Genomic DNA, 21,276 nt, shown 5'->3' with positions numbered 1-21,276 from the left:
TTGAGACACTCTGTGATTTCACAGCACTCAAGGACTCACTCGCTGAAGCAGATTGACTTTGTGAGACACTAGTCTTCAAGGACTCACTCAAGGAATTTGAGACACTCTGTGATTTCACAGCACTCAAAGACACACTTGTTGAAGTAGATTGACTTTGTGATACGCTAGTCTTCAAGGATTCACTCAAGGAGCTTGAAACACTTTTTGAAGCAAGTGTACTCAATGAAAGGCTCATCGAAGTAGACTGCTTAGTGGACTCGCTTCGACTTTGTGAAATGGATTCTTGCTTAGACTGACTAACACTTTGCGAAACTGACTGACTATGATCACTATCTGACAATTTCACAGCTACGACATTGGTCGTACTATCTTTATAAGTAATGGTGACTGTACCATCACTATTAACCGTATAGGCCTTAATACGGTTGGCTACCTCTGGATTGACAGCTGACACAGCTGCAATCACCTTGCTCTTATCTGCATCTGTCAATGCAGTTAGGCTCGTCACCTGAATAGTACCCGTTGGGGCTACACCTGGCGTACGATCAGCTAAGCGTCCTTGGGTCATCCGAATCTCTCCCAAACCATTTGGTCGATTCATATTGGACGCCTTGTCAATAGCCGCGACGTTGCGTTGCCATGTATTCCGGTAGGTATGGTAAAGATCATCCTTCAAATGAATGGTCGTTGTGATGGTTGCAGGGTTGGCACTAGTAGCCGTAATCTCTCCCGTGATAGGTGCAATATTACCTGTTCCATACTGGCTACCACCAAAGAAATTCCCGTTCAAGGCATTGTCGTTCAAATCTGCCCGTGCCACAACTTTCATTTCTTTCAACTTGCCACTGTCATCCGTAGCTGTAAAAGTCACAACTGCATCATCACCAGCGTAAATAGTATAATTCTTCCCACCACCTTCAAGAGGAGTTGATTTCGGTTCTACACCATTAACAGTCAACTTAGCCGTCACTTCAGGACGTGTGGCATCCGTTACAGCTACAGAATTACTGGCATCTGAATAAACCGCATGTTCACCATAGAGGATTCGAGCTTTGGCTGTTACTCCACCTGTTTGTAACTTAACTGTCGGCGTCACAATCGCTTGACCCGAAGCATCTGCCACTGCTGTTCCCACTTCGTCGTCATTATTGTATAGAACGACTGTAGAACCTGGCTCAGCACCGGTCACTGTTACAGGTGTTTGAGTATAGGCTTTCTCTAGTAAGCGAGTCTCAACCGTCGGTGCTGCTAGGCGCTTAACAGGAGCGGTTACATCATTTGTGGTGTTATCTTTATAAGTAATAGTCACCACACCAGATGATGAAACCGAATAAGATTTAAAATCCTTTGAAGTGGCAATATTTGGGTTAGCAGTCTTAAAGGCCTCCCAAACCTTATCTTTTTCGGCTTGAGCGAGATTACTTGTGTCATTAACAAAAGTACTCGTTGTCACAGCCGTAATCGGGTTTCGAATGCCATCATTTTGTGGCAAAACCTGAATACGAAGCGTACGTGTCACTGACTGCCTAGCCGTATTAGTCACTACAAAAGAAACATTATAAATTTTCCCAGGCGTTACGACCTCTGTCTGCCCAACAGTCCCCACAATATTAAAGGCGACTGCACTATTTTTTAGTGCCGACGTCTGAGGCACGTTGATCCCATTCACACGATCACTACCAGAAGCGTAGCCAATACTTTTAATACTATTTCGTGTAGGAATGGTTTCAACAACATTATAAGCATGATTGATGTAATCTGAATTATAGACAGAAATCAAAGCATTATTGGCTGGCCCTAGATTATATTGAGGAGCACGAAGGCTCGTATCCGAGTCGATACGATTCCCATTGCGCGGATCTCGTTGACCAGATGTCGCGCGCAGCACCGCATTGGCCAACCGATTCCGAGCGGTTTTTGCTTGACTTTCTACTGCATCGATTTGGATCGCTGGATTAGATAACCCTGAACGAATAGCTTCTAAAGCCAGATCTCCATACTCAATAGCAGATTCTGTCCCAGGGATTTCCATGGCTTGAGCGCGATAAGTATATAAATCTAATGCCAAGACTTGCAGACGCTTCACCTGCTCTTCAGAGCGAGTGGTCTGAGCATTCCCGGCCATTTCACCCTTTTCACTAACCGTTTCGCTATGAGAGATTTCCTCCGAATGACTACTGCTAGCTACTTCAACCGAAGACTGACTCTCCACATGATGAGCTGAACTGCTTGTAAGATGTGATTCACTGATAGAAATCGACTGAGAGAGGGAGGTGCTGACAGAAGAAGACTGACTTCTGAACTCTGAGAGAGATTCCGATTCACTAATAGACTGACTCGCTGAGACAGAATCCACAGCAGACTTCGTACCCAAAACAAAACTATCCTGATCAACAATGCCGGTTGATGGACTGATCTCAGACTCAAGAGTAGAATTCACCCCATTTTCCTCTGCAAATACTGGATTAGCAACTGTTGTTGCTCCAGCAAGAGCCCCTAGTACAACCATACCTTTTACTAGGTCTGCAGGCATTTGACGTGAAGAATCACCATATCTAACCATGATTTTTTCATCCACACCAGCTCGCATGACACGAAAAAGCCCTAGTCGAGAGACCGATGCTCGTACCCAATTCTTTCCTGATTTGATTAATTTATAGCGGGTAACTCGGTCCGTTTCACGAAATTCACCCTTCGAACGTTTAAAAAACATTTCCGCTCCTTAAATTTTAGATATCAAGTAATTATACATCATTTTTCCCCCAATGTAACTAATTAAGACCATTTTCTAACACTTTATAAAGGACGCAAAAAGAGAACCCGAAGGTTCTCTTTTCAGATCCATATTCATTTTTCATAGGGTGAAAAGAATCGAATCCATTCATGATGGAAGATTATTTTTCTTCTTTTTTACGACGGCCAAGTACAGCTGCTCCAGCAAGCCCTGCGACTGCTCCAAGAAGAGCTGACGATACAGATGCTGTTTCACCAGTATTGGGAAGTGCTGCAGATTGACTGTGTTTTTGTGAACCACTTGCTGATTCAGATTGTGACAACGACTCAGAACCAGAAGTTGATTGGCTCATAGAAGCTGATTGTGAACCACTACCAGATGTTGAGCCGGATTGTGATTGACTGACTGATGTTGAAGTCGATGCAGATGCTGACACTGATTGACTTGCTGATGTTGAAGCCGATTCTGATGCAGAGACTGATTGACTTGCTGACGTTGAAGCCGATTCTGATGCAGAAACTGATTGACTTGATGACGTTGAAGCTGATTCAGACGCTGATACTGATTGACTTACGGACGTTGAAGTGGATTCAGAAGCCGACGCTGATTGACTTGCTGATGTTGAAGCCGACTCAGATGCAGAGACTGATTGACTTGATGACGTTGAAGTGGATTCAGAAGCTGACGCTGATTGACTTGATGACGTTGAAGCCGATTCAGACGCTGACACTGATTGACTGACTGAGGTTGAAGCTGATGCAGACGCTGACGCTGATTGACTGACTGATGTTGAAGTCGACTCAGATGCTGAGACTGATTGACTGACTGACGTCGAAGTGGACTCAGAAGCACTTACTGATTGACTTGCTGACGTTGAAGTTGACTCAGATGCACTTGCTGATTCTGAGGCAGATGTTGATGCTGACTCAGATGCAGATGCAGATTCAGACGCAGATACTGATTGACTTACTGAAACTGAAGTCGATGCAGACGCTGATTGACTTACTGAGGTTGAAGTGGATGCAGACGCTGACTCTGATTGACTTACTGACGTTGAAGTCGATGCTGACGCTGATTGACTTACTGAAACTGAAGCTGATGCAGAGGCTGACACTGATTGGCTTACTGAAACTGAAGTGGACTCAGATGCAGAGACTGATTGACTGACTGAGGTTGAAGCTGATTCAGACGCTGACTCTGATTGACTTACTGATGTTGAAGTCGACTCAGATGCTGAGACTGATTGACTTACTGACGTCGAAGTGGACTCAGAAGCACTTACTGATTGACTTGCTGACGTTGAAGCCGATGCAGACACTGATTGGCTTACTGACGTTGAAGTTGACTCAGATGCTGAAACTGATTGACTTACTGACGTTGAAGCTGATTCAGACGCAGAGGCTGATTCTGAAGTACTTACTGATGTTGAAGTGGACTCAGACGCTGAGGTTGATTGACTTACTGAAACTGAAGTGGATGCAGACGCTGACGCTGATTGACTGACTGACGTTGATGTCGACTCAGAGGCAGATACTGATTGACTTGCTGATGTTGAAGCCGATTCTGATGCTGACACTGATTGACTGACTGATGTTGAAGTCGACTCAGATGCACTTGCTGATTCTGAGGCAGATGTTGATGCTGACTCAGAGGCAGATTCAGACGCAGATACTGATTGACTTACTGAAACTGAAGTCGATGCTGACGCTGATTGACTTACGGATGTTGAAGTCGACTCAGATGCTGAGACTGATTGACTTACTGAGGTTGAAGCTGATTCAGACGCTGACTCTGATTGACTTACTGATGTTGAAGTCGACTCAGATGCTGAGACTGATTGACTTACTGATGTTGAAGTTGATTCAGACGCTGATACTGATTGGCTTACTGAGGTTGAAGCTGACTCAGATGCTGATTCTGATTGACTTACTGACGTTGAAGTGGACTCAGACGCTGAAACTGATTGACTTACTGACGTTGAAGCTGATTCAGACGCAGAGGCTGATTCTGATTGACTTACTGATGTTGAAGTGGACTCAGACGCTGAGGTTGATTGACTTACTGAAACTGAAGTGGATGCAGACGCTGACGCTGATTGACTTACTGACGTTGATGTCGACTCAGAGGCAGATACTGATTGACTTGCTGATGTTGAAGTGGACTCAGATGCAGAAACTGATTGACTTACTGACGTTGATGTCGACTCAGAGGCAGATACTGATTGACTTGCTGATGTTGAAGTGGACTCAGATGCAGAAACTGATTGACTTACTGACGTTGAAGTTGATTCAGACGCTGACACTGATTGACTTGCTGATGTTGAAGCTGATTCAGATGCTGATTCTGATTGACTGACTGACGTTGAAGTTGACTCAGACTCTGAAACTGATTGACTTACTGACGTTGAAGCTGATTCAGACGCAGATACTGATTCAGACGCTGAAACTGATTGGCTTGCTGATGTTGAAGCCGATTCTGATGCAGAGACTGACTCAGATGCACTCACTGACGCAGATGACGATACTGACTCACTCAATGAAGCAGAAGCTTCTTCTGAAGCTGACTCGCTTAATGAAGCGGAGGTCTCTTCTGACTCAGATACACTAATTGATTCGGAAAGTGATGCGGATGCTTCTTCTGAAGCTGACTCACTCAATGAAGCGGAGGTCTCTTCTGATTCAGATGCGCTCATTGATAGTGATTCGGAAAGTGATGCAGACGCTTCTTCTGAGATTGACTCACTTAATGAAGCAGAGGTCTCTTCTGATTCAGATGCACTCATTGATTGTGATTCTGAAAGCGATGCGGAAGCTTCTTCAGAAAGAGAAACGGATTCTGATACCACTTCTGATGTGCTCTCCGAAAGGCTACTTGAGAGGCTCATCGATTGACTGGTCGTATCCACCTCAGACTCAATAACCTTACTTCCATTAAAGAAATTGGTGTAAATGTTATCTGTTTTACCTGCATAAGGAGAGAAGGTGAAGGAAGTATCAGCTCCAGTAACTGGAACCGTCCAAGTCGATGTGAGGCCGTACCCTTGCTTAGCCTGATAACCGTTCATTTGGTATCCATTTGCCCAAGTAAAGCCATCTCCTTGCTTCACAATCGGTGTCGTATTAGACTTCGGATTTGTAATTTGATTCCCTTGCGAATCCGAAATATAGTTTGTTACATTTGAAGGAGTTCCAAAGCCCTTGCCTAAGGTAAACATCTCTTGGGTTGAGGTCCCAGTATTATAGATCGAATAGCCGGAGGATAAAGCTGCTGGTTTCTCAACAGTAGATGTTTCAGGGTTATCGTAAGTGACCGTATAAGTAAAAGTCACTGTTGTCCCATCGTTAAAGGCTTTTAGCTTATAGTAAATCGGAATCTTATAGTTGGTATCTACTCCAGATCCTACATGAAGCTTGGTTTCACCAGTTGCAACGTTCAAAGTCGCCTGGATAGTCGTTTCACCATTGACAGTTGCATTGCCAGTAAAACCTGCAGCATTCAAGGTAACCATCAATTCATCGATCGATTTTCCTAAACGCTCACGTTGCTCCGTATAAGCTTGTGCAGAAACATTGGCATGGATCAAGCTATTGCTAGCTGTCAATTCTGTTTGGACTTTGGCAATCGCTGATTCAATAGCTTCTTTACGCTCTGAAACCGTCACGTTTGACGAATAATTCCCAGCCAACTTGTTTAAGATTTCTGCCTCTGAAACGTTTTGTTCTAAGACAGCTTTTTCATCTCTTATAGCAGGTGACTGCTTGCCTTCTTCCGTAACTTGTGACTCAGTTACAGCTACAGTTGACTCGCTAAGAGCTGCTGACAACTCATTAGAACCCTGTTCGCTCAATGAAAGTGAGATCGAGCTTGACACAGAGATAGAAGCAGACTCTGAAACAGATACAGATGCGCTCTCAGAAATTGATGTGGATGCAACATTCTCTTCAGAAACCGATTCCGATACAGAAGTCGTCCCTAGAACGACACTATCTGCTTCAGCAATAGTTTCATTGTCTAATTCAGATGCTGTTGCCTTTTCAGCACCTGTTTCATCAGCCTGTGCCGCTGTCGATACGACCGCTCCACCAAGAATAGCACCAGCTGCTATGATCCCCTTCAATACGGTCCTGCTTGAAGCCTCTGTCATTTTCAGGCTTTCTTCAGCTACTTCTGCTACCACCAATTCTTCAACTTGACCACGAACCACCTTAAATAGGCCCAGGTTGGAAGTCGCTGCACGAAGCCAATTTTTACCCGATTTAATTAATTTAAAGCGGGTAACACGATCCGTTTCACGAAATGATCCATTTGAACGTTTAAAAAACATCAACACTATACTCCTTTGATCTTTCTAACCAATAATTATACACCTTTTTAATAAAATTGTAACTTAAATGTACAATTCTCTTTATATTTGTTAAATTTCTGACAGATGCTTCCTTTATGCTTACATCTATAAACTTGTAAACAAAACAAAAAAAGAGAACCCGAAGGTTCTCTTTCTTGATCCTTTTTCATTTCCCACATACTTGAAATGACCGAATCAAATTAGGATAGAAGATTATTTTTCTTCTTCTTTGCGACGTCCAAGTGCTGCAACCCCTGCAACCCCTGCAACTGCTCCAAGAAGAGCTGAAGCTACAGATCCTGTTTCACCAGTATTTGGAAGTTGTTCAAGAGCTGGAGCTGGTTGAGCTGGTTGCTCAGGAACTGGGTTCACTGGTGTATTAGGTGTTGGATCTACCGGTGTGTTTGGTGTTGGATCCATTGGTTTATTAGGTGTTGGATCTACCGGTGTATTTGGTGTTGGAGTTGGTGGCACTGGAGTGTTTGGTGTTGGAGTTGGTGGCACTGGAGTGTTTGGTGTTGGAACGTTTGGAGTCTTCACAAGTTTGTAAACATAAGTAACGTTCTTATCACCTTCGATGACTTTACCAGTTGTTGGGTCAGTTGTTGTCAAGTGACCTTCACCGTCAACTTTACCTACTGGGTAGTTACCTTGTGGTACCAATTCATAGACTTTACCATCTGCAGTTGTGATTGTCTTAGGACGATTATCCACAACTGTATCGTAGTCTTTACCTACTGGTTGGTCTTTTTCATCCACTACTGAAGTCTTGATAGTGTTACCATTTTCATCTACATAGTGAACGTATACATTACCCTTAGGTTGTACAGGTTCTTCGACAAGTTTGTAGATGTAAGTAACGTCTTTACGTCCTTCAACCACTTTACCAGTTGTTGGGTCTGTTGATTCAAGGTGACCTTGAGTATCTACTTTACCAACTGTGTAGTTTCCGACTGGTACGATTTCGTAAGTTTTACCTTCGAATTTAATGTACTGTGGACGGTTGTCTTCAACAGTGTTGTAGTCTTTACCTACTGGTTGGTCTAACTCATCTGTTACTGATTGTTTAATAGTGTTACCTTCAGTATCTTTGTAGTGTACGTATACGCTACCCTTAGGTTGAGTTGGTTGTTCTTTAAGTTTGTAGATATAAGTAACGTCTTTACGTCCTTCGATCACTTTACCAGTTGTAGCATCTGATGACTCAAGGTGACCTTGTCCATCAACTTTACCTACAGTGTAGTTACCGGCTGGTACCAATTCATATGTCTTACCATTGTATTGGATTTCTTTTGGACGGTTGTCTACTACTGTATCGTAGTCTTTATCAACTGGTTGATCTTTTTCGTCAGTGACATCATCTTTAATTGTGTTACCTTCAGTGTCTTTATAGTGAACGTAAACGTCACCCTTCACTTCTTTGTAAACGTAAGTGATGATTGAACGTGGTTTATCAACTTTACCTTTAATTGGATCAGATGATTCCAAGTGTCCATCGCCATCAACTTTACCTACTGGGTAGTCACCTTTCGGTACGATCTTGTAAGTCTTACCATCTGGAGTCTTGATAGTGTTAGGTTTTTCACCTTCCTCAGTTGTGTTATATGGTGTGTCATATGGTGAGTTTGGTGTGTCTTGACGAGGTTTTTGAATTTCTTTACCTTTTTCGTCTACGTAAGTGATGATAACGTCACCTTCTTTAGGTTTCGTTGGATCTTCTTTCAGTTTGTAAACGTAAGTGACATTCTTATCACCTTCGATGACTTTACCAGTTGTAGCGTCATCACCTGTCCAGTGACCTTGGTCATCGACTTGACCTACTTTGTAGTTACCTGCTGGTACCAATTCGTATGTCTTACCTTGGAACTCGATTGTTTGTGGACGGTTGTCTACGACTGTATCGTAGTCTTTACCTACTGGTTGATCTTTTTCATCAGTTACAGATTCTTTGATCGTGTTACCATTAACGTCAACATAGTGTACGTAGACATTACCCTTAGGTTGTTTCAATTGGTAGACATATGTTACGTTCTTATCTTTTTCAGCAACTTTACCAGTTGTAGCATCATCACCTGTCCAGTGACCTTGTTCGTCAACTTTACCTACTTTGTAGTTACCTGCTGGTACCAATTCGTATGTCTTACCTTGGAACTCGATTGTGCTTGGACGGTTGTCTACTACTGTGTCGTAGTCTTTATCAATTGGTTGTTCATCTTCATCTTTCACAGATGCTTTAATCGTGTTACCTTCAGTATCTACATAGTGAACGTATACGTTACCTACTTCTTGGTAAACATACGTAATAGTTGACTTAGGTTTATCAACTTTACCTTTAATTGGATCAGATGATTCCAAGTGTCCGTCGCCATCAACTTTACCTACTGGGTAGTCACCTTTTGGTACGATCTTGTAAGTCTTACCGTCTGGAGTCTTGATAGTGTTAGGTTTTTCACCTTCCTCAGTTGTGTTATATGGTGTGTCATATGGTGAGTTTGGTGTGTCTTGACGAGGATCTTTAATCACTTTACCTTTTGTATTTACATAAGTGATGATTACTTCACCTTGTTTAGGTGTTTCACTTTCAGAATTTGATGAAGAGTTAGATGCTGATTGTGATACAGATGTAGAAAGTGATGTTGAAGCCGATGTGCTCAATGATGCTGATTGGCTTGCTGATACTGATTCAGACGCTGATGCTGATTGGCTTGATGATACTGATTCAGATGCTGAAGCTGATTGGCTTGCTGATACTGATACTGATTCTGACGCTGATGCTGATTGGCTTGCTGATACTGATTCTGATGCTGAAGCTGATTGGCTTGCTGATACTGATGCAGATGCTGAAGCTGATTGGCTTGCTGATACTGATTCTGATGCTGATTCTTGAGCCGATGTAGAAGCTGATTCTGATGCTGAAGCTGATTGGCTTGCTGATACTGATTCTGACGCTGAAGCTGATTGGCTTGATGATACTGATTCTGATGCTGAAGCTGATTGGCTTGATGATACTGATTCAGACGCTGAAGCTGATTGGCTTGCTGATACTGATGCAGATGCTGAAGCTGATTGGCTTGCTGATTCAGATGCAGACGCTGATGCTGATTCTTGTGCTGATGTAGAAGCTGACTCAGATGCTGATGCACTTGCAGATTCTTGTGCTGATGTAGAAGCTGATTCAGATGCAGACGCTGATGCAGATTCTTGTGCTGATGTAGAAGCTGACTCAGATGTAGACGCTGATGCTGATTCTTGAGCCGATGTAGAAGCTGATTCAGATGCAGACGCTGATGCAGATTCTTGAGCTGATGTAGAAGCTGACTCAGATGCTGATGCACTTGCAGATTCTTGTGCTGATGTTGATGCTGATTCAGAAAGTGACTCTGAAATAGATTGTGAAGCTGATTCAGTATTCGATTGAGATTGTGACTTAGATGGTGCTTCTGACTCTGATTGTGATACAGATTGTGACTTAGAAACAGCCTCTGACTGTGACACAGATTGTGACTTAGACACAGCCTGTGATTGTGATACAGATTGTGATTTAGATACCACTTCAGACTCTGATTGTGACTTAGACACAGCCTGTGATTGTGATACAGATTGTGACTTAGACACTACTTCAGACTGCGATACTGATTGTGATTTAGACACTACTTCTGAAAGTGATTGCGAGTTTGAAGCAGAGTTTGAGAATGATTGTGATTGAGAAGCTGATTCAGAATCACCCATTTTCTCAAAGTAATAGTTCACATCAGTTGATGGTTTAACTGCTGACGGAATTGAGTAGTTGTTTGAGAATGAAGTAAAACCTTTTAGATTAGTGTAAGTAATGCTACCGTCTGGTTGCGTTACTTTAGAATCGGCAACGATATCAGCATTACGTCCGGCAATCAAGTTCCATTTATTATTTCCTTGACCAGCTGGTGTCAATGATGCGTCTGGCGCACCAGTAAACGGTTTATCAAAAGCTTCAGTCAGTTTTGTTTCATCGTGCGTAAGGTTAACTTTTTCTGTATTAGACGACCAACCAGTAATAACGAGCGATTTGCTTCCAGCAGTTTCAGTGACATCAATATGGTAGTCACCGTTTTTACTGTTTACTTTTGTAACTTTAGACTCATCAGCCTTCCACTCTTCACCAGCTTTATTTACTTTACTTGTGTAAATGAGTGTGTATTTCGATACATCTTCTGTACCAACATCACTTGAAGCAAAGTTGCTTACTTGTGATGGGTCAAGAGCATAGAATTTTGTAACAGTTGAACCTTCCGTATCAACGATTTCAGAGATACGTTTCACATAATAGTGGTTGGCTCCACCTTGTAGTTCGACCAATTTTTGACCAACAACACCCTTACCAAGGATACCAGATGTTTTTTGAGTTGAGTCAGTTGTTGCTGCTACATGTTTGTAACCTGGGATGTCACGGTTGTTTGAAGCTGTAAATTGTTGACCAGCAAGGCCTTTTTGCGTATAGCTTGCCAGATCTGTTTCATTTCCAGTAGGTTTATATAGTTGACCTGGAGTAGAACTTCCTTCGATAAGCTTATAGTGAGTTGTTTGATCAACTGTAGCATAAGGAACCGAAGTTTGAACGTTTGGTTTGTCTTCATTTTCGTTACCTGGGTAGTTGGTATCGCGGATTTGAAGCGTTTCATACTCAAGGTTAGCGTTGACCAATGAGAAGGTAACGTTACCTGGATCAGTTCCGTTAGCACCTGTGTAAGTCAAAGTGTTGGTTACATCAGAGTTGTTGTTTGTGATGTAGCTTGGAAGGGAGATATTGCTTTCTCCAGCTTTGAGGGTACGTGTATAAGCTTCAGTACCATCAGATTTCTTCACAATACGCAAATGTACATCTGGGTTAGCTGAAAGGCTACCAGTGATGGCTGAACGGTCTACTGAAAGAGTAGCGTAGTAATCAAAATAAGTCTTATTGCCAGAAGCATGATCTGTCTTAAGGAATTGCCATACACCAAAGGTATAACGATCTGCGTTTGGATCTAATGCATAACCTGCTTTGTTGAAGGCTGCATCCTCAATCGTTGCACCGTTAGGATCTGCAATAGCTGGCACAGTAGTTTCAGGACCTTTAGTATCTGTAGAAATTGGTGCCAATTGTGCTGAAATTGCTGGAGCACCATTGACTGTTGTATTACCAGTAAAGCCTGCTGCAGTCAAGGTTGCCATCATGTCATCTACTGACTTGCTCAAACGTTCGCGTTGGTCTGCGTATGATTGAGCTGAAGCATTAGCGTTGATCAAGCTGTTGCTTGCTGTCAATTCTGTTTGAACTTTAGCGATAGCAGCATCAAGTGCTGCTTTCTTTTCTGGAGCTGAAACAGTTGCTGAGTAGTCTCCTGCAATCTTGTTCAACAATGCTGCTTCTGAAGTGTTTTGTTCCAAAACAACTTTATCTTCAGCTTTCGCTACTGTTGTAGTGCTTTCTACACTTGCTTCAGAGCCAGCTGCTACAGTTGATTCGCTTGAAGCTGCTGAAAGTTCTGCTGAACCTTGTTCGCTCAATGAAGCTGAGTGAGATACAGATACGCTTGTAGAGGTTGAAGCACTTGCAGATGCAGAAGCGCTAGCTGATTCTGTTGTTGACTCAGTTGTTGATTCTGTTGTTGATTCAGACTGAGATTCTGTTGTTGAAGTTGTACCAAGTACTGTACTTCCTTGTTCTACAAGAGCTTCACTTGAAAGCTCAGATGCAGTCGCAACGTCTGATCCTGTTTCATCTGCTTTTGCAGTATTCGCTACTGTAGCTGCACCAAAAACAGCCCCAGCTGCTACGATCCCTTTGAGCAAGCCACGGCTTGTCATTTCTTTCACTGATACTGCGTCTTCACGCACTTCAGCTACAACAGTCTCTTCGACTTGACCACGAATGACTTTCAAAAGACCAAAGTTAGAAGTCGCAGCACGCAACCAGTTTTTACCTGATTTGATCAATTTGAAACGAGTCACACGATCTGTTTCACGGAATTCACCGTTCGAACGTTTAAAAAACATTTCTGTCTCCTTATTACATTTTTTATTTCCCTAACATTATAGACTAATCTGTCGATTTTTGAAAGTAATTATTCTTAATTATTGCTATTTTTTTATAATTTTTGTTTTAGATAGTGATAAAATCGTTTTCAGTAGGATCAATTTGTCAAGTCGGGGCAATTTTTTGAAAAAATCCTATAATACTTTGACTTTAGAAGTAAAACAAAAAGCCCCTTTTAACGGGGGCTTTTCTGATAACTATCTGATTTTTTCCAACATATTTTCAATGTGCTGGATGGATTTTTCGCGTCCAAGCAAGTAAATGGTATCTGGCAATTCAGGACCATGCATCTCCCCTGAAACAGCGATACGGATTGGCATAAAGAGATTTTTCCCTTTGATACCAGTTTCCTTTTGGACTGCTTTGATTTGTGGGAAGATATTTTCTACCACAAACTCATCGTCTGACATGGCTTCCAGTTTTGCTTTGAAGGCTTCAAGTACAGTCGGAACCGTTTCACCAGCCATGACTTCTCGCTCAGCTTCAGTCAATTCTGGGAAGTCAGAGAAGAAGAGGTCTGTCAATGGAACGATTTCATCCACTGACTTCATTTGTGGTTTGTAGAGCTCCACTAATTTTTCAGCCTTGTCTGTCAAACGACCTGCTTCTTCAAGGAATGGTTTAGCCATTTCAAAGATGGTCGCAAGGTCTGCATTCTTGATGTAGTCATTGCTCATCCAGTCTAGTTTCTTTTGGTCGAAGGCTGCTGGAGACTTGCTAAGGCGGTTTTCATCAAAAAGTTTGATGAGCTCTTCACGAGAGAAGATCTCGTCTTCCCCACCAGGGTTCCAACCAAGAAGAGCGATAAAGTTAAAGACCGCTTCTGGAAGGTAGCCCTTCTTACGGTAATCTTCGATAAATTGAAGGGTGTTAGTGTCCCGTTTAGACAACTTCTTACCAGTTTCAGAATTGATGATAAGTGTCATGTGACCAAACTCAGGTGCTTCCCATCCAAGCGCTTCATAAACCATGAGCTGTTTTGGTGTGTTAGCAATGTGGTCATCTCCACGGATAACGTGAGAAATTTGCATATCGTGGTCATCGATGACAACGGCAAAGTTGTAAGTTGGGTAGCCATCTTTCTTCTGGATGACCCAGTCACCGCCGATATTGCCACCTTCAAATTCGATATCGCCCTTGACCATATCATGCCACTTGTAGATACCAGACTCATTCACTGCCAAACGAACCGTCGGGATAATCCCCGCTGCTTCACGTTCTGCAACGTAAGCTGCTTTTTCTTCTTCGCTCATACCAAGGTATTCATTGATGTAGCGAGGTGTTTCACCTGCTGCTTCTTGGCGTTCACGTTCTGCCGCCAACTCTTCTTCTGTCACATAAGACTTGTAGGCTTTTCCTTCAGCTAAGAGTTGGTCGATGTATGTTTGATAGAGTTCCAAACGTTCAGACTGGCGGTAGTTTTCATGCGTCTCAGGACTTTCATCCCAGTCCATGCCCAACCAACGCAGGTTTTCAAGCTGGGAACGTTCTCCGTCTTCGACGTGACGTTTGCGGTCCGTATCCTCGATACGGATGATAAAGGTCCCACCATGGTGACGCGCGTACAAGTAGTTAAACAATGCAGTACGAGCATTTCCGATGTGTAGTAGTCCGGTTGGACTTGGTGCATAACGCACACGAATATCTTTTGCCATGTTTCTCTCCTCTTGTCTTGTTCGCTATTTCTAGCTCATTTTTCAATCGTTCCTATTATACCACAAAGAAAGCGGGACTGAAATGAATAAGTGACAATTCCAACTTTTCTTCCTATATATAAGAAAAGAGAGTGGGACAGAAATCGGTCATTCGTTAGAATTCGATTTCGTCGTCCCACCTCCGAACAGTTGAGTAGGGCTGTAAAAGCTGATGAAATTAGCGTAGTAGAGCCCACTCAACCACTGCGTCTTGCTCGACAATCCAAAAACAATTAAGAGGCTAGGACTTTTGTCCCAGCCTCCATATGATGATTGTTTCAATCTTAATAAATAAACACACCCTAAATGCTATGTGAAAAAGATAAATTCTCTTGTGAGCATCGCTCCCTGCGACAATTTCCTTTTTTCACTTTACATTTTACGGGCTCTGTATCTTATTTTAGCCGTTCTTCTAATTCAAAGTCGATTGGCAGGGTTTGTAAAAAGTTTTCCAACTCCCGTTCCCAATAAAACCATTCGTGCTTGCCTGGACTGTGGCTATAAGTGACATCCATGCCTAATTTTTTTAATTCTTTGACTTCATAATTATTAGCTTCATAGAGGAAATCCTGCTCCCCACACCAGATCCAGAGCTTGGTCTTTTTATCTGAAAACTTCTTCGCAGCAGTCTCAAGTGAGTAGGGACTCGTAGTCCAATCTTTTAGATCCCCAAAGATTCCCTTCCAAAAGGCCGGTTTCTCCAAGTCATTGTTTTCAAAGTCTCTATCGTGAAAACTAAGTGCTTCAGAGAAACTCGCGGCACGAGAGAAACGATTTGTCTTGAGGGCCAAGAGCATAGAGCCGTAGCCTCCCATGGACAGACCTGCAATAAAAGTTTTCTCTCGTTTTTTGGTCATATTCGGGAAGAAGCGAGAAAGAGTCTCTGGCAACTCTTCCGCGATGGCCGTGTAATAGTTGTAGCCATACTGGGTATCTGTGTAGAAGCCATTATTGGTATTGGGGAGGACCACGATCAGATTGGTATTTCGCAAAATGCGTTCTACATTGGTCCTCTTCAACCAAGAATGATGATTGCCATTCATTCCATGCAAAAGATAAAGGACAGGAATGTCCGTATCCGCTGGATCCTCCACGCGCGACGCGTCAGGATAAAGGACGGACACGCCCCACTCCATCTTCAAGGCTTCTGAATAATACTCAATCTGCATAACTGCCATTTGATTTCCTCTTTCTACTGTTAAAAACACTCGGCAAGCCTACGGCCGCCAAGCGTTCCATTTTCTTCTATTTTATTTCACTTCCATCACGACTGGTAGGATTGCTGGACGGCGTTTGGTTTGTTCAAATAAGAACTTAGACAAGTTGTCACGAACCAGCCCTTTCAACTCACCCCAGTCAAAGCTATCTTGTGTCAAATAGTCTTCAACGCTTTGGTTAACCAAGTCGCAACTTTCACGAAGAATATCCCGACTCTTCTTGACGTAGATAAATCCACGGGTATGCACGCGCGCTTTGGAAATAATCTTCTTGTCCTTGCGATTCACCGTAATAGCGACGATGAAGATTCCATCTTCTGACAAGACTTTACGGTCACGAAGGACGATATTGCCTACATCGCCAATGGCATTCCCATCAATCATGACATCTCCAGATGAGACACTTCCCGCAGGAACGAAGTCACCCTTTTCATATTCCATCACGGATCCACGTTTTGGAATAAAGATATTTTCAGGTAGGATACCGACTTCCATCGCCACCCGCGCATGGGCATCCAACTCACGATACTCACCTTGGATTGGGAAGAGATATTTAGGTCGAAGGAGGTTGATCATCAACTGCAAGTCTCGTGCGTTACCGTGACCAGACACGCGCAAGCTTGACGTGATCAATTTAACAATTCCACCAGCTTGGTAAATCATATTTTCCACACGCGCTACCACCGCTTCTTTTGCAATAGACGGTGTAGTGACGATGTAGACCAAGTCCCCATCTTTAATTTCCACATAACGGTGACGGCCGATAGACATCTTACGTAAACCATTGATCGGTTCACCCATCCGGCCTGTTTCTAAAATAATCAATTCATGATCCTCAAACCGGCTCATTTCTTTCGGTTTGATCAAGAGTTTTTCATTGGCAAGAGACAATTTATTCAAGCGAATGGCTGTGCGGACGATGTTTTCAACATCGAACCCTGTCAAGACCACCCGGCGACCAGTCTCAGCTGCAGCATCAAAGACCTGCTGGATCCGAGAAAGGTTGCTGGCTACCGCCGCCACGATCACACGACCATCCCAGTCTGCAATCGTATCTAAGATGGCATCGCCCACTTCTTGCTCACTGGCAACTTGAATCTTGCTATCCGCATTGGCTGAATCACTCAAGAGGGCAAGCACACCTTCGCGTCCAATCTCAGCTAGGCGAGCAAAGTCTGTCGCGTACGACTCGCTGGCAGTTTGGTCAAATTTAAAGTCTCCTGTGTAGACGATATTGCCCTCAGGAGTGCCAATCACAATCCCGATACTTTCAGGGATGGAGTGGGTTGTTTGAAAGAAAGAGATGACGGCATCACCAAAATCAATCTCAGAATTCTGATCGATGATATGGAAGTCGTTGAATTTCTTGACACTGTCATTACTTTTTACAAAGAGTTTAGCCAACTCAATGGTCAACTCTGTCCCGAATACAGGGACTTTCGCTTCAGCTAGAAGATAAGGCAAGGCTCCAATAGCATCCGCATGACCGTGGGTCAAGAAAACACCCGCAATGCGCTCCTTATTTTCAAAAAGATAGTCCATATTTGGGATGACGACATCCACCCCAAGTTGCTCATTTTCTGGATACTTCAATCCCGCATCCAAGACAAAAATCGATTCGTTCACTTCAGCGACGTAGAGATTTTTCCCATTTTCTCGAACACCGCCAAGAGTGACTAATTTAATACTACTCACTGTTGTCTCCTTTAGTGTAATTTTTTTAATACTTACGGTCCTTGGTTCCCCAAGTCGAATTACAGCTTTGCAAATACTTGCATATCCACTCTATTATACAATTTTTTTCTATTTTTTTCAAAAAGCTTTCCCACAGCAAAAAAGCCTCCCCATCTAAAGTGGATGAGAAGGATTCTAGGCGCCCATTTTTAGGGGGAAAAGACCCCTAAAAATGGTAATCTCCCCGTTTATTTTCAATAATCCGCATAGCCGCCTTGATCACATGGAACTTAGCCAACAATTCCTCTAGGCGCTTGCTATTTCGAACGCTCAATTGACCGTTCTTGACTGCTTGGGACAGACGATAAAAGTCATCCAAGTCCTCTCCAATATTTTCAAACAGTTCTTTGGCTTCCTTGAGCCGGTAGCGGTTGACCAAGTGGTGCAAGTCCTTTTTGAAAGAAGTGACATTGTTTTCATGAATGTCCGTATAGACTTCCTCTTCTTCCTTTGGTTCTTGGTAATTAACCGCCTTGAAACAAGTGATGAACTCACGACTTTTGATGTTGCAGACAAAGATGACTCCATCACTAGCTACATAGGCTTCCGTGTTAGCTGGTTGAACCACATCACCATCATAAGGAGAGAGGGAAGGGAGGTGTTGGTTGATCCAGCGGTTCAGGTGCTGATCATCTATGCCAAAACGCTCAAAAGCCCTTTGCCGAAAATGGTCACGACAACTGTACTCTTGCCCATACGACAATCCCATACTCTCACCCCCTCCTTTGTATCTTTATAAAAATGGCCTCCAGTCTTACGGGACTAGAGGCCTGGTCTGCTTCGCTGACTTGGTGCAATTAACCTATTGGCTAACAAAACAATGTTTATGATGTTGATTTCATTTAATAGTATTTTTGTAAAATACCAGAGGTTTTCTTTGCTTTCCCAAATCTAAATTTATGAGCTTTCGACTGGACGCATTGAAGTTTGAAAACCTTTATAAAAAGCTTCTACCTACTATTTCCACGTTTTCTTATGTCTTCGGACAAGCTAAGCAGGCTTGCCCGACCGTCCAACCGATCCGACACACACGACATAACTGCTCTTTTACGTTAAGAGCATGAACAGCTATCAGCAAAACAGGCCTAAAACGAAGTAACCTAAAAACTATTTCGATAAGGCATTGGAATCAATCCCTTCTTCATCTTTCTATCTATATTATACTCAACCCCCTTAGCGATTGCAAGCGATTCCATCTGAAACTAGTTTCTATTTTTATGCAGTTTTCTTCTGACCTCTTTCTAAGCTTTTTTGTTGTATAAGGCAGTCATTGAAAGGACGACGTATATTTATAAACAGTAGCTTGTGTTTTAGAAAGAGAAAAAGCTAGAGAACAAGCTCTCTAGCTTAGCATGTAGACAAGGCACAGTAGCTGATTGAACTCTTCTCTCGCTTGATCAGTTCGGAAGAATCCTAATCAGACTTGTGGAGGGAAGCGCCATAAACGATATCGCTTTTGTCCTACTCCCTATTTTCACTTTGCATTTTACGGGCTTTGTATCTTATTCTTTCTCAAACAATTCATAGTAGTCTGCGATGGTCATTTGGGCTTTTTCTTCTTGATTGAGATCTTGGACGATATGTCCATCTTTCATAACAATCAAGCGATTGCCATATTTCAAAGCATCTTCCATATGGTGAGTAATCATAAGGGCAGTGAGAGCATCTTGTTTCACAAACTCATCGGTCAAGGTCATCAGAGCCTGACTCGTTTTTGGATCCAAGGCTGCGGTGTGTTCGTCTAAAAGCAAGAGTTCTGGACGTTTCAGTGTCGCCATCAACAGACTCAAAGCCTGGCGTTGTCCCCCTGAAAGAAATTCAACCGCTGTGTCGATATGATTTTCTAAGCCATTGCCAATCTTAGAAAGAACTGCTTGAAACTCTTCTTTATAGCTTGCCAAGTGGCGCGGAATCAAGCTACGTTTTTCTCCACGAAACTTCGCTACCAAGAGGTTCTCTGCTACTGTCATCCGGGGTGCAGTTCCCATTTTAGGATCTTGAAAAACCCGCGATAGGTATTTGGCTCTCTTTTCTGGAGAGTATGTGGTCACATCTTCCCCAAGAATATAGATCTTTCCACTGCTAACTGGAAGGGTTCCTGCAATCGTATTAAAGAGGGTTGATTTTCCAGCTCCATTGCCCCCCAAAATCGTGATAAAATCATGTTCTCGAATTTCCAAGGAGACATCATCCAGAATGACTTTTTCTTCATTCATCCCATTGCTCACAGACTTGGTTACATTTTTTAATTCTACAATCGCTGTCATTTACTGAGTTTCGCTCCTTTCATGATTTTTTCTTTAAAGGTCGGAATCATCAAACAAATAGCTAGGATCAAGGCACTGAAGATTCGAATATAGCTGGTATTGATGCCAAGGGCAATCACGGCCCAAATCAAAAATTGGTAGGCGATTGAACCTATTGCAATACTGAGCAAGCGCTCTGTCAAGGTGACATTTGAAAAGAGAACCTCTCCAATAATGAGGCTGGCAAGCCCAATAACAATGACACCGATTCCACGCGAAGCATCCGCATAGCCTTCTTGCTGGGCCATCAGTGCACCAGAAAGAGCAATAATACCGTTTGAAATGACCAAGCCCATCAGTTCCATCCGGTCGGTATTGATCCCAAAACTTCTAGCCATATCTGGATTGTCTCCTGTTGCGATATAAGCCTGACCCAAACGCGTATCCAAGAAGAAAATTAAACCAAGCACCACAAGAGTTACAAAAATCAAGCCAATGAGGATCTCATTGAACCCACTGGCAAAAGGAAGAAATTCCTGAATTTTTTTATAGCCCAAAAGTCCCAGATTAGCCCGCTGCATCACAAAAAGAATAACCGAGTTACAAGATGTCATCACAAGGATCCCTGACAAGAGTGTGGGGATTTTCCCTTTTGTATAAAGAAGCCCCGTCGCAAGGCCCGCCAAGCATCCTGCTCCAATAGCAGCCAGGGTCGCTATAAGCGGATTGACCCCTTTGGTGATCAAGGTCACCGCCACCGCTCCTCCAAGCGGGAAGGAACCTTCTGTCGTCATATCTGGAAAATCTAGAATTCGGAAGGTCATAAAGATTCCCAATCCTAAAATAGCCCAAATCAAACCTTGTGAAACAATTGAATTAATCATAGTCTCTCCCTTCGATAGTAGTAGTTTAATTGTAACATAAATATGGAAGAGAACCTATAGGAAATTCACAATATTTCTTGGATCACCAGCTTTTTAAAAATAAAACGGAACCCTCCTGATTATATGGAGCAGGAGGGTTCTATAAACTTTTATAAATATGCAAAAAGAAACCTGTGTTTGTTTCACAAGTCTGGTCTTAATAGGGTAACCGACGACAATAAGGGTGTGAAGTTCTTCCACTCCAAACCCTACTGTAATTCCAATTCAAAGTGGCTTCATTCCCCTTGTTGCCGGCAGTTTGAAAGATCAAACTACTTTACTAGTATACTGTTTTCTCTACTTCAAGTCAATGGAATTTTACTGAAAC

The 21,276-nt window shown here is 42.8% G+C and carries 9 protein-coding genes; all 9 read right to left on the bottom strand.

Features of this window, described 5'->3' with window-relative positions:
* On the bottom strand, positions 1-2,713 hold a 2,713-nt coding region (locus tag QM830_RS10615; protein WP_414326962.1), incomplete at its 3' end, for a KxYKxGKxW signal peptide domain-containing protein.
* Positions 2,714-2,894: 181 nt separating this feature from the next.
* A complete protein-coding gene (locus QM830_RS10610) occupies positions 2,895-7,058 on the bottom strand; it encodes an accessory Sec-dependent serine-rich glycoprotein adhesin (protein ID WP_414326960.1) in 4,164 nt (1,387 codons plus the stop codon).
* 234 nt (positions 7,059-7,292) lie between these two features.
* Positions 7,293-13,094 (bottom strand): accessory Sec-dependent serine-rich glycoprotein adhesin, encoded by a 5,802-nt coding sequence (locus QM830_RS10605; RefSeq protein WP_414326958.1) that lies wholly within the window; start codon positions 13,092-13,094, stop codon positions 7,293-7,295.
* Positions 13,095-13,331: 237 nt separating this feature from the next.
* Positions 13,332-14,789, bottom strand: coding sequence for a glutamate--tRNA ligase (gltX, locus tag QM830_RS10600; RefSeq protein WP_155172668.1), 1,458 nt, complete (start codon positions 14,787-14,789; stop codon positions 13,332-13,334).
* A gap of 434 nt (positions 14,790-15,223) precedes the next feature.
* Positions 15,224-16,006 carry an alpha/beta hydrolase gene (locus QM830_RS10595; protein WP_414326957.1) on the bottom strand — a complete coding sequence of 261 codons (783 nt, stop codon included), beginning with the start codon at positions 16,004-16,006 and terminating at the stop codon, positions 15,224-15,226.
* Positions 16,007-16,078: 72 nt separating this feature from the next.
* Positions 16,079-17,740 (bottom strand): ribonuclease J, encoded by a 1,662-nt coding sequence (locus QM830_RS10590; protein WP_009731785.1) that lies wholly within the window; start codon positions 17,738-17,740, stop codon positions 16,079-16,081.
* Between the two features lie 205 nt (positions 17,741-17,945).
* Entirely contained in the window at positions 17,946-18,488 is a 543-nt protein-coding gene (locus QM830_RS10585; RefSeq protein WP_414326956.1) for a hypothetical protein, read from the bottom strand.
* A gap of 793 nt (positions 18,489-19,281) precedes the next feature.
* Positions 19,282-20,046 carry an ABC transporter ATP-binding protein gene (locus QM830_RS10580; RefSeq protein WP_009731787.1) on the bottom strand — a complete coding sequence of 255 codons (765 nt, stop codon included), beginning with the start codon at positions 20,044-20,046 and terminating at the stop codon, positions 19,282-19,284.
* Positions 20,043-20,909: an ABC transporter permease gene (locus QM830_RS10575; RefSeq protein WP_070594317.1), complete on the bottom strand. Its 867-nt coding sequence runs from the start codon at positions 20,907-20,909 to the stop codon at positions 20,043-20,045. The genes QM830_RS10580 and QM830_RS10575 overlap by 4 nt, the downstream gene beginning before the upstream one ends.
* Between the last annotated feature and the right edge of the window lie 367 nt (positions 20,910-21,276).

It is taken from the genome of Streptococcus sp. OMI750, from assembly GCF_047463895.1.
Classification (GTDB): domain Bacteria; phylum Bacillota; class Bacilli; order Lactobacillales; family Streptococcaceae; genus Streptococcus.
Note: the sequence above shows the minus strand (reverse complement) of the source record. Positions and strands in the feature narration are given on the sequence as shown.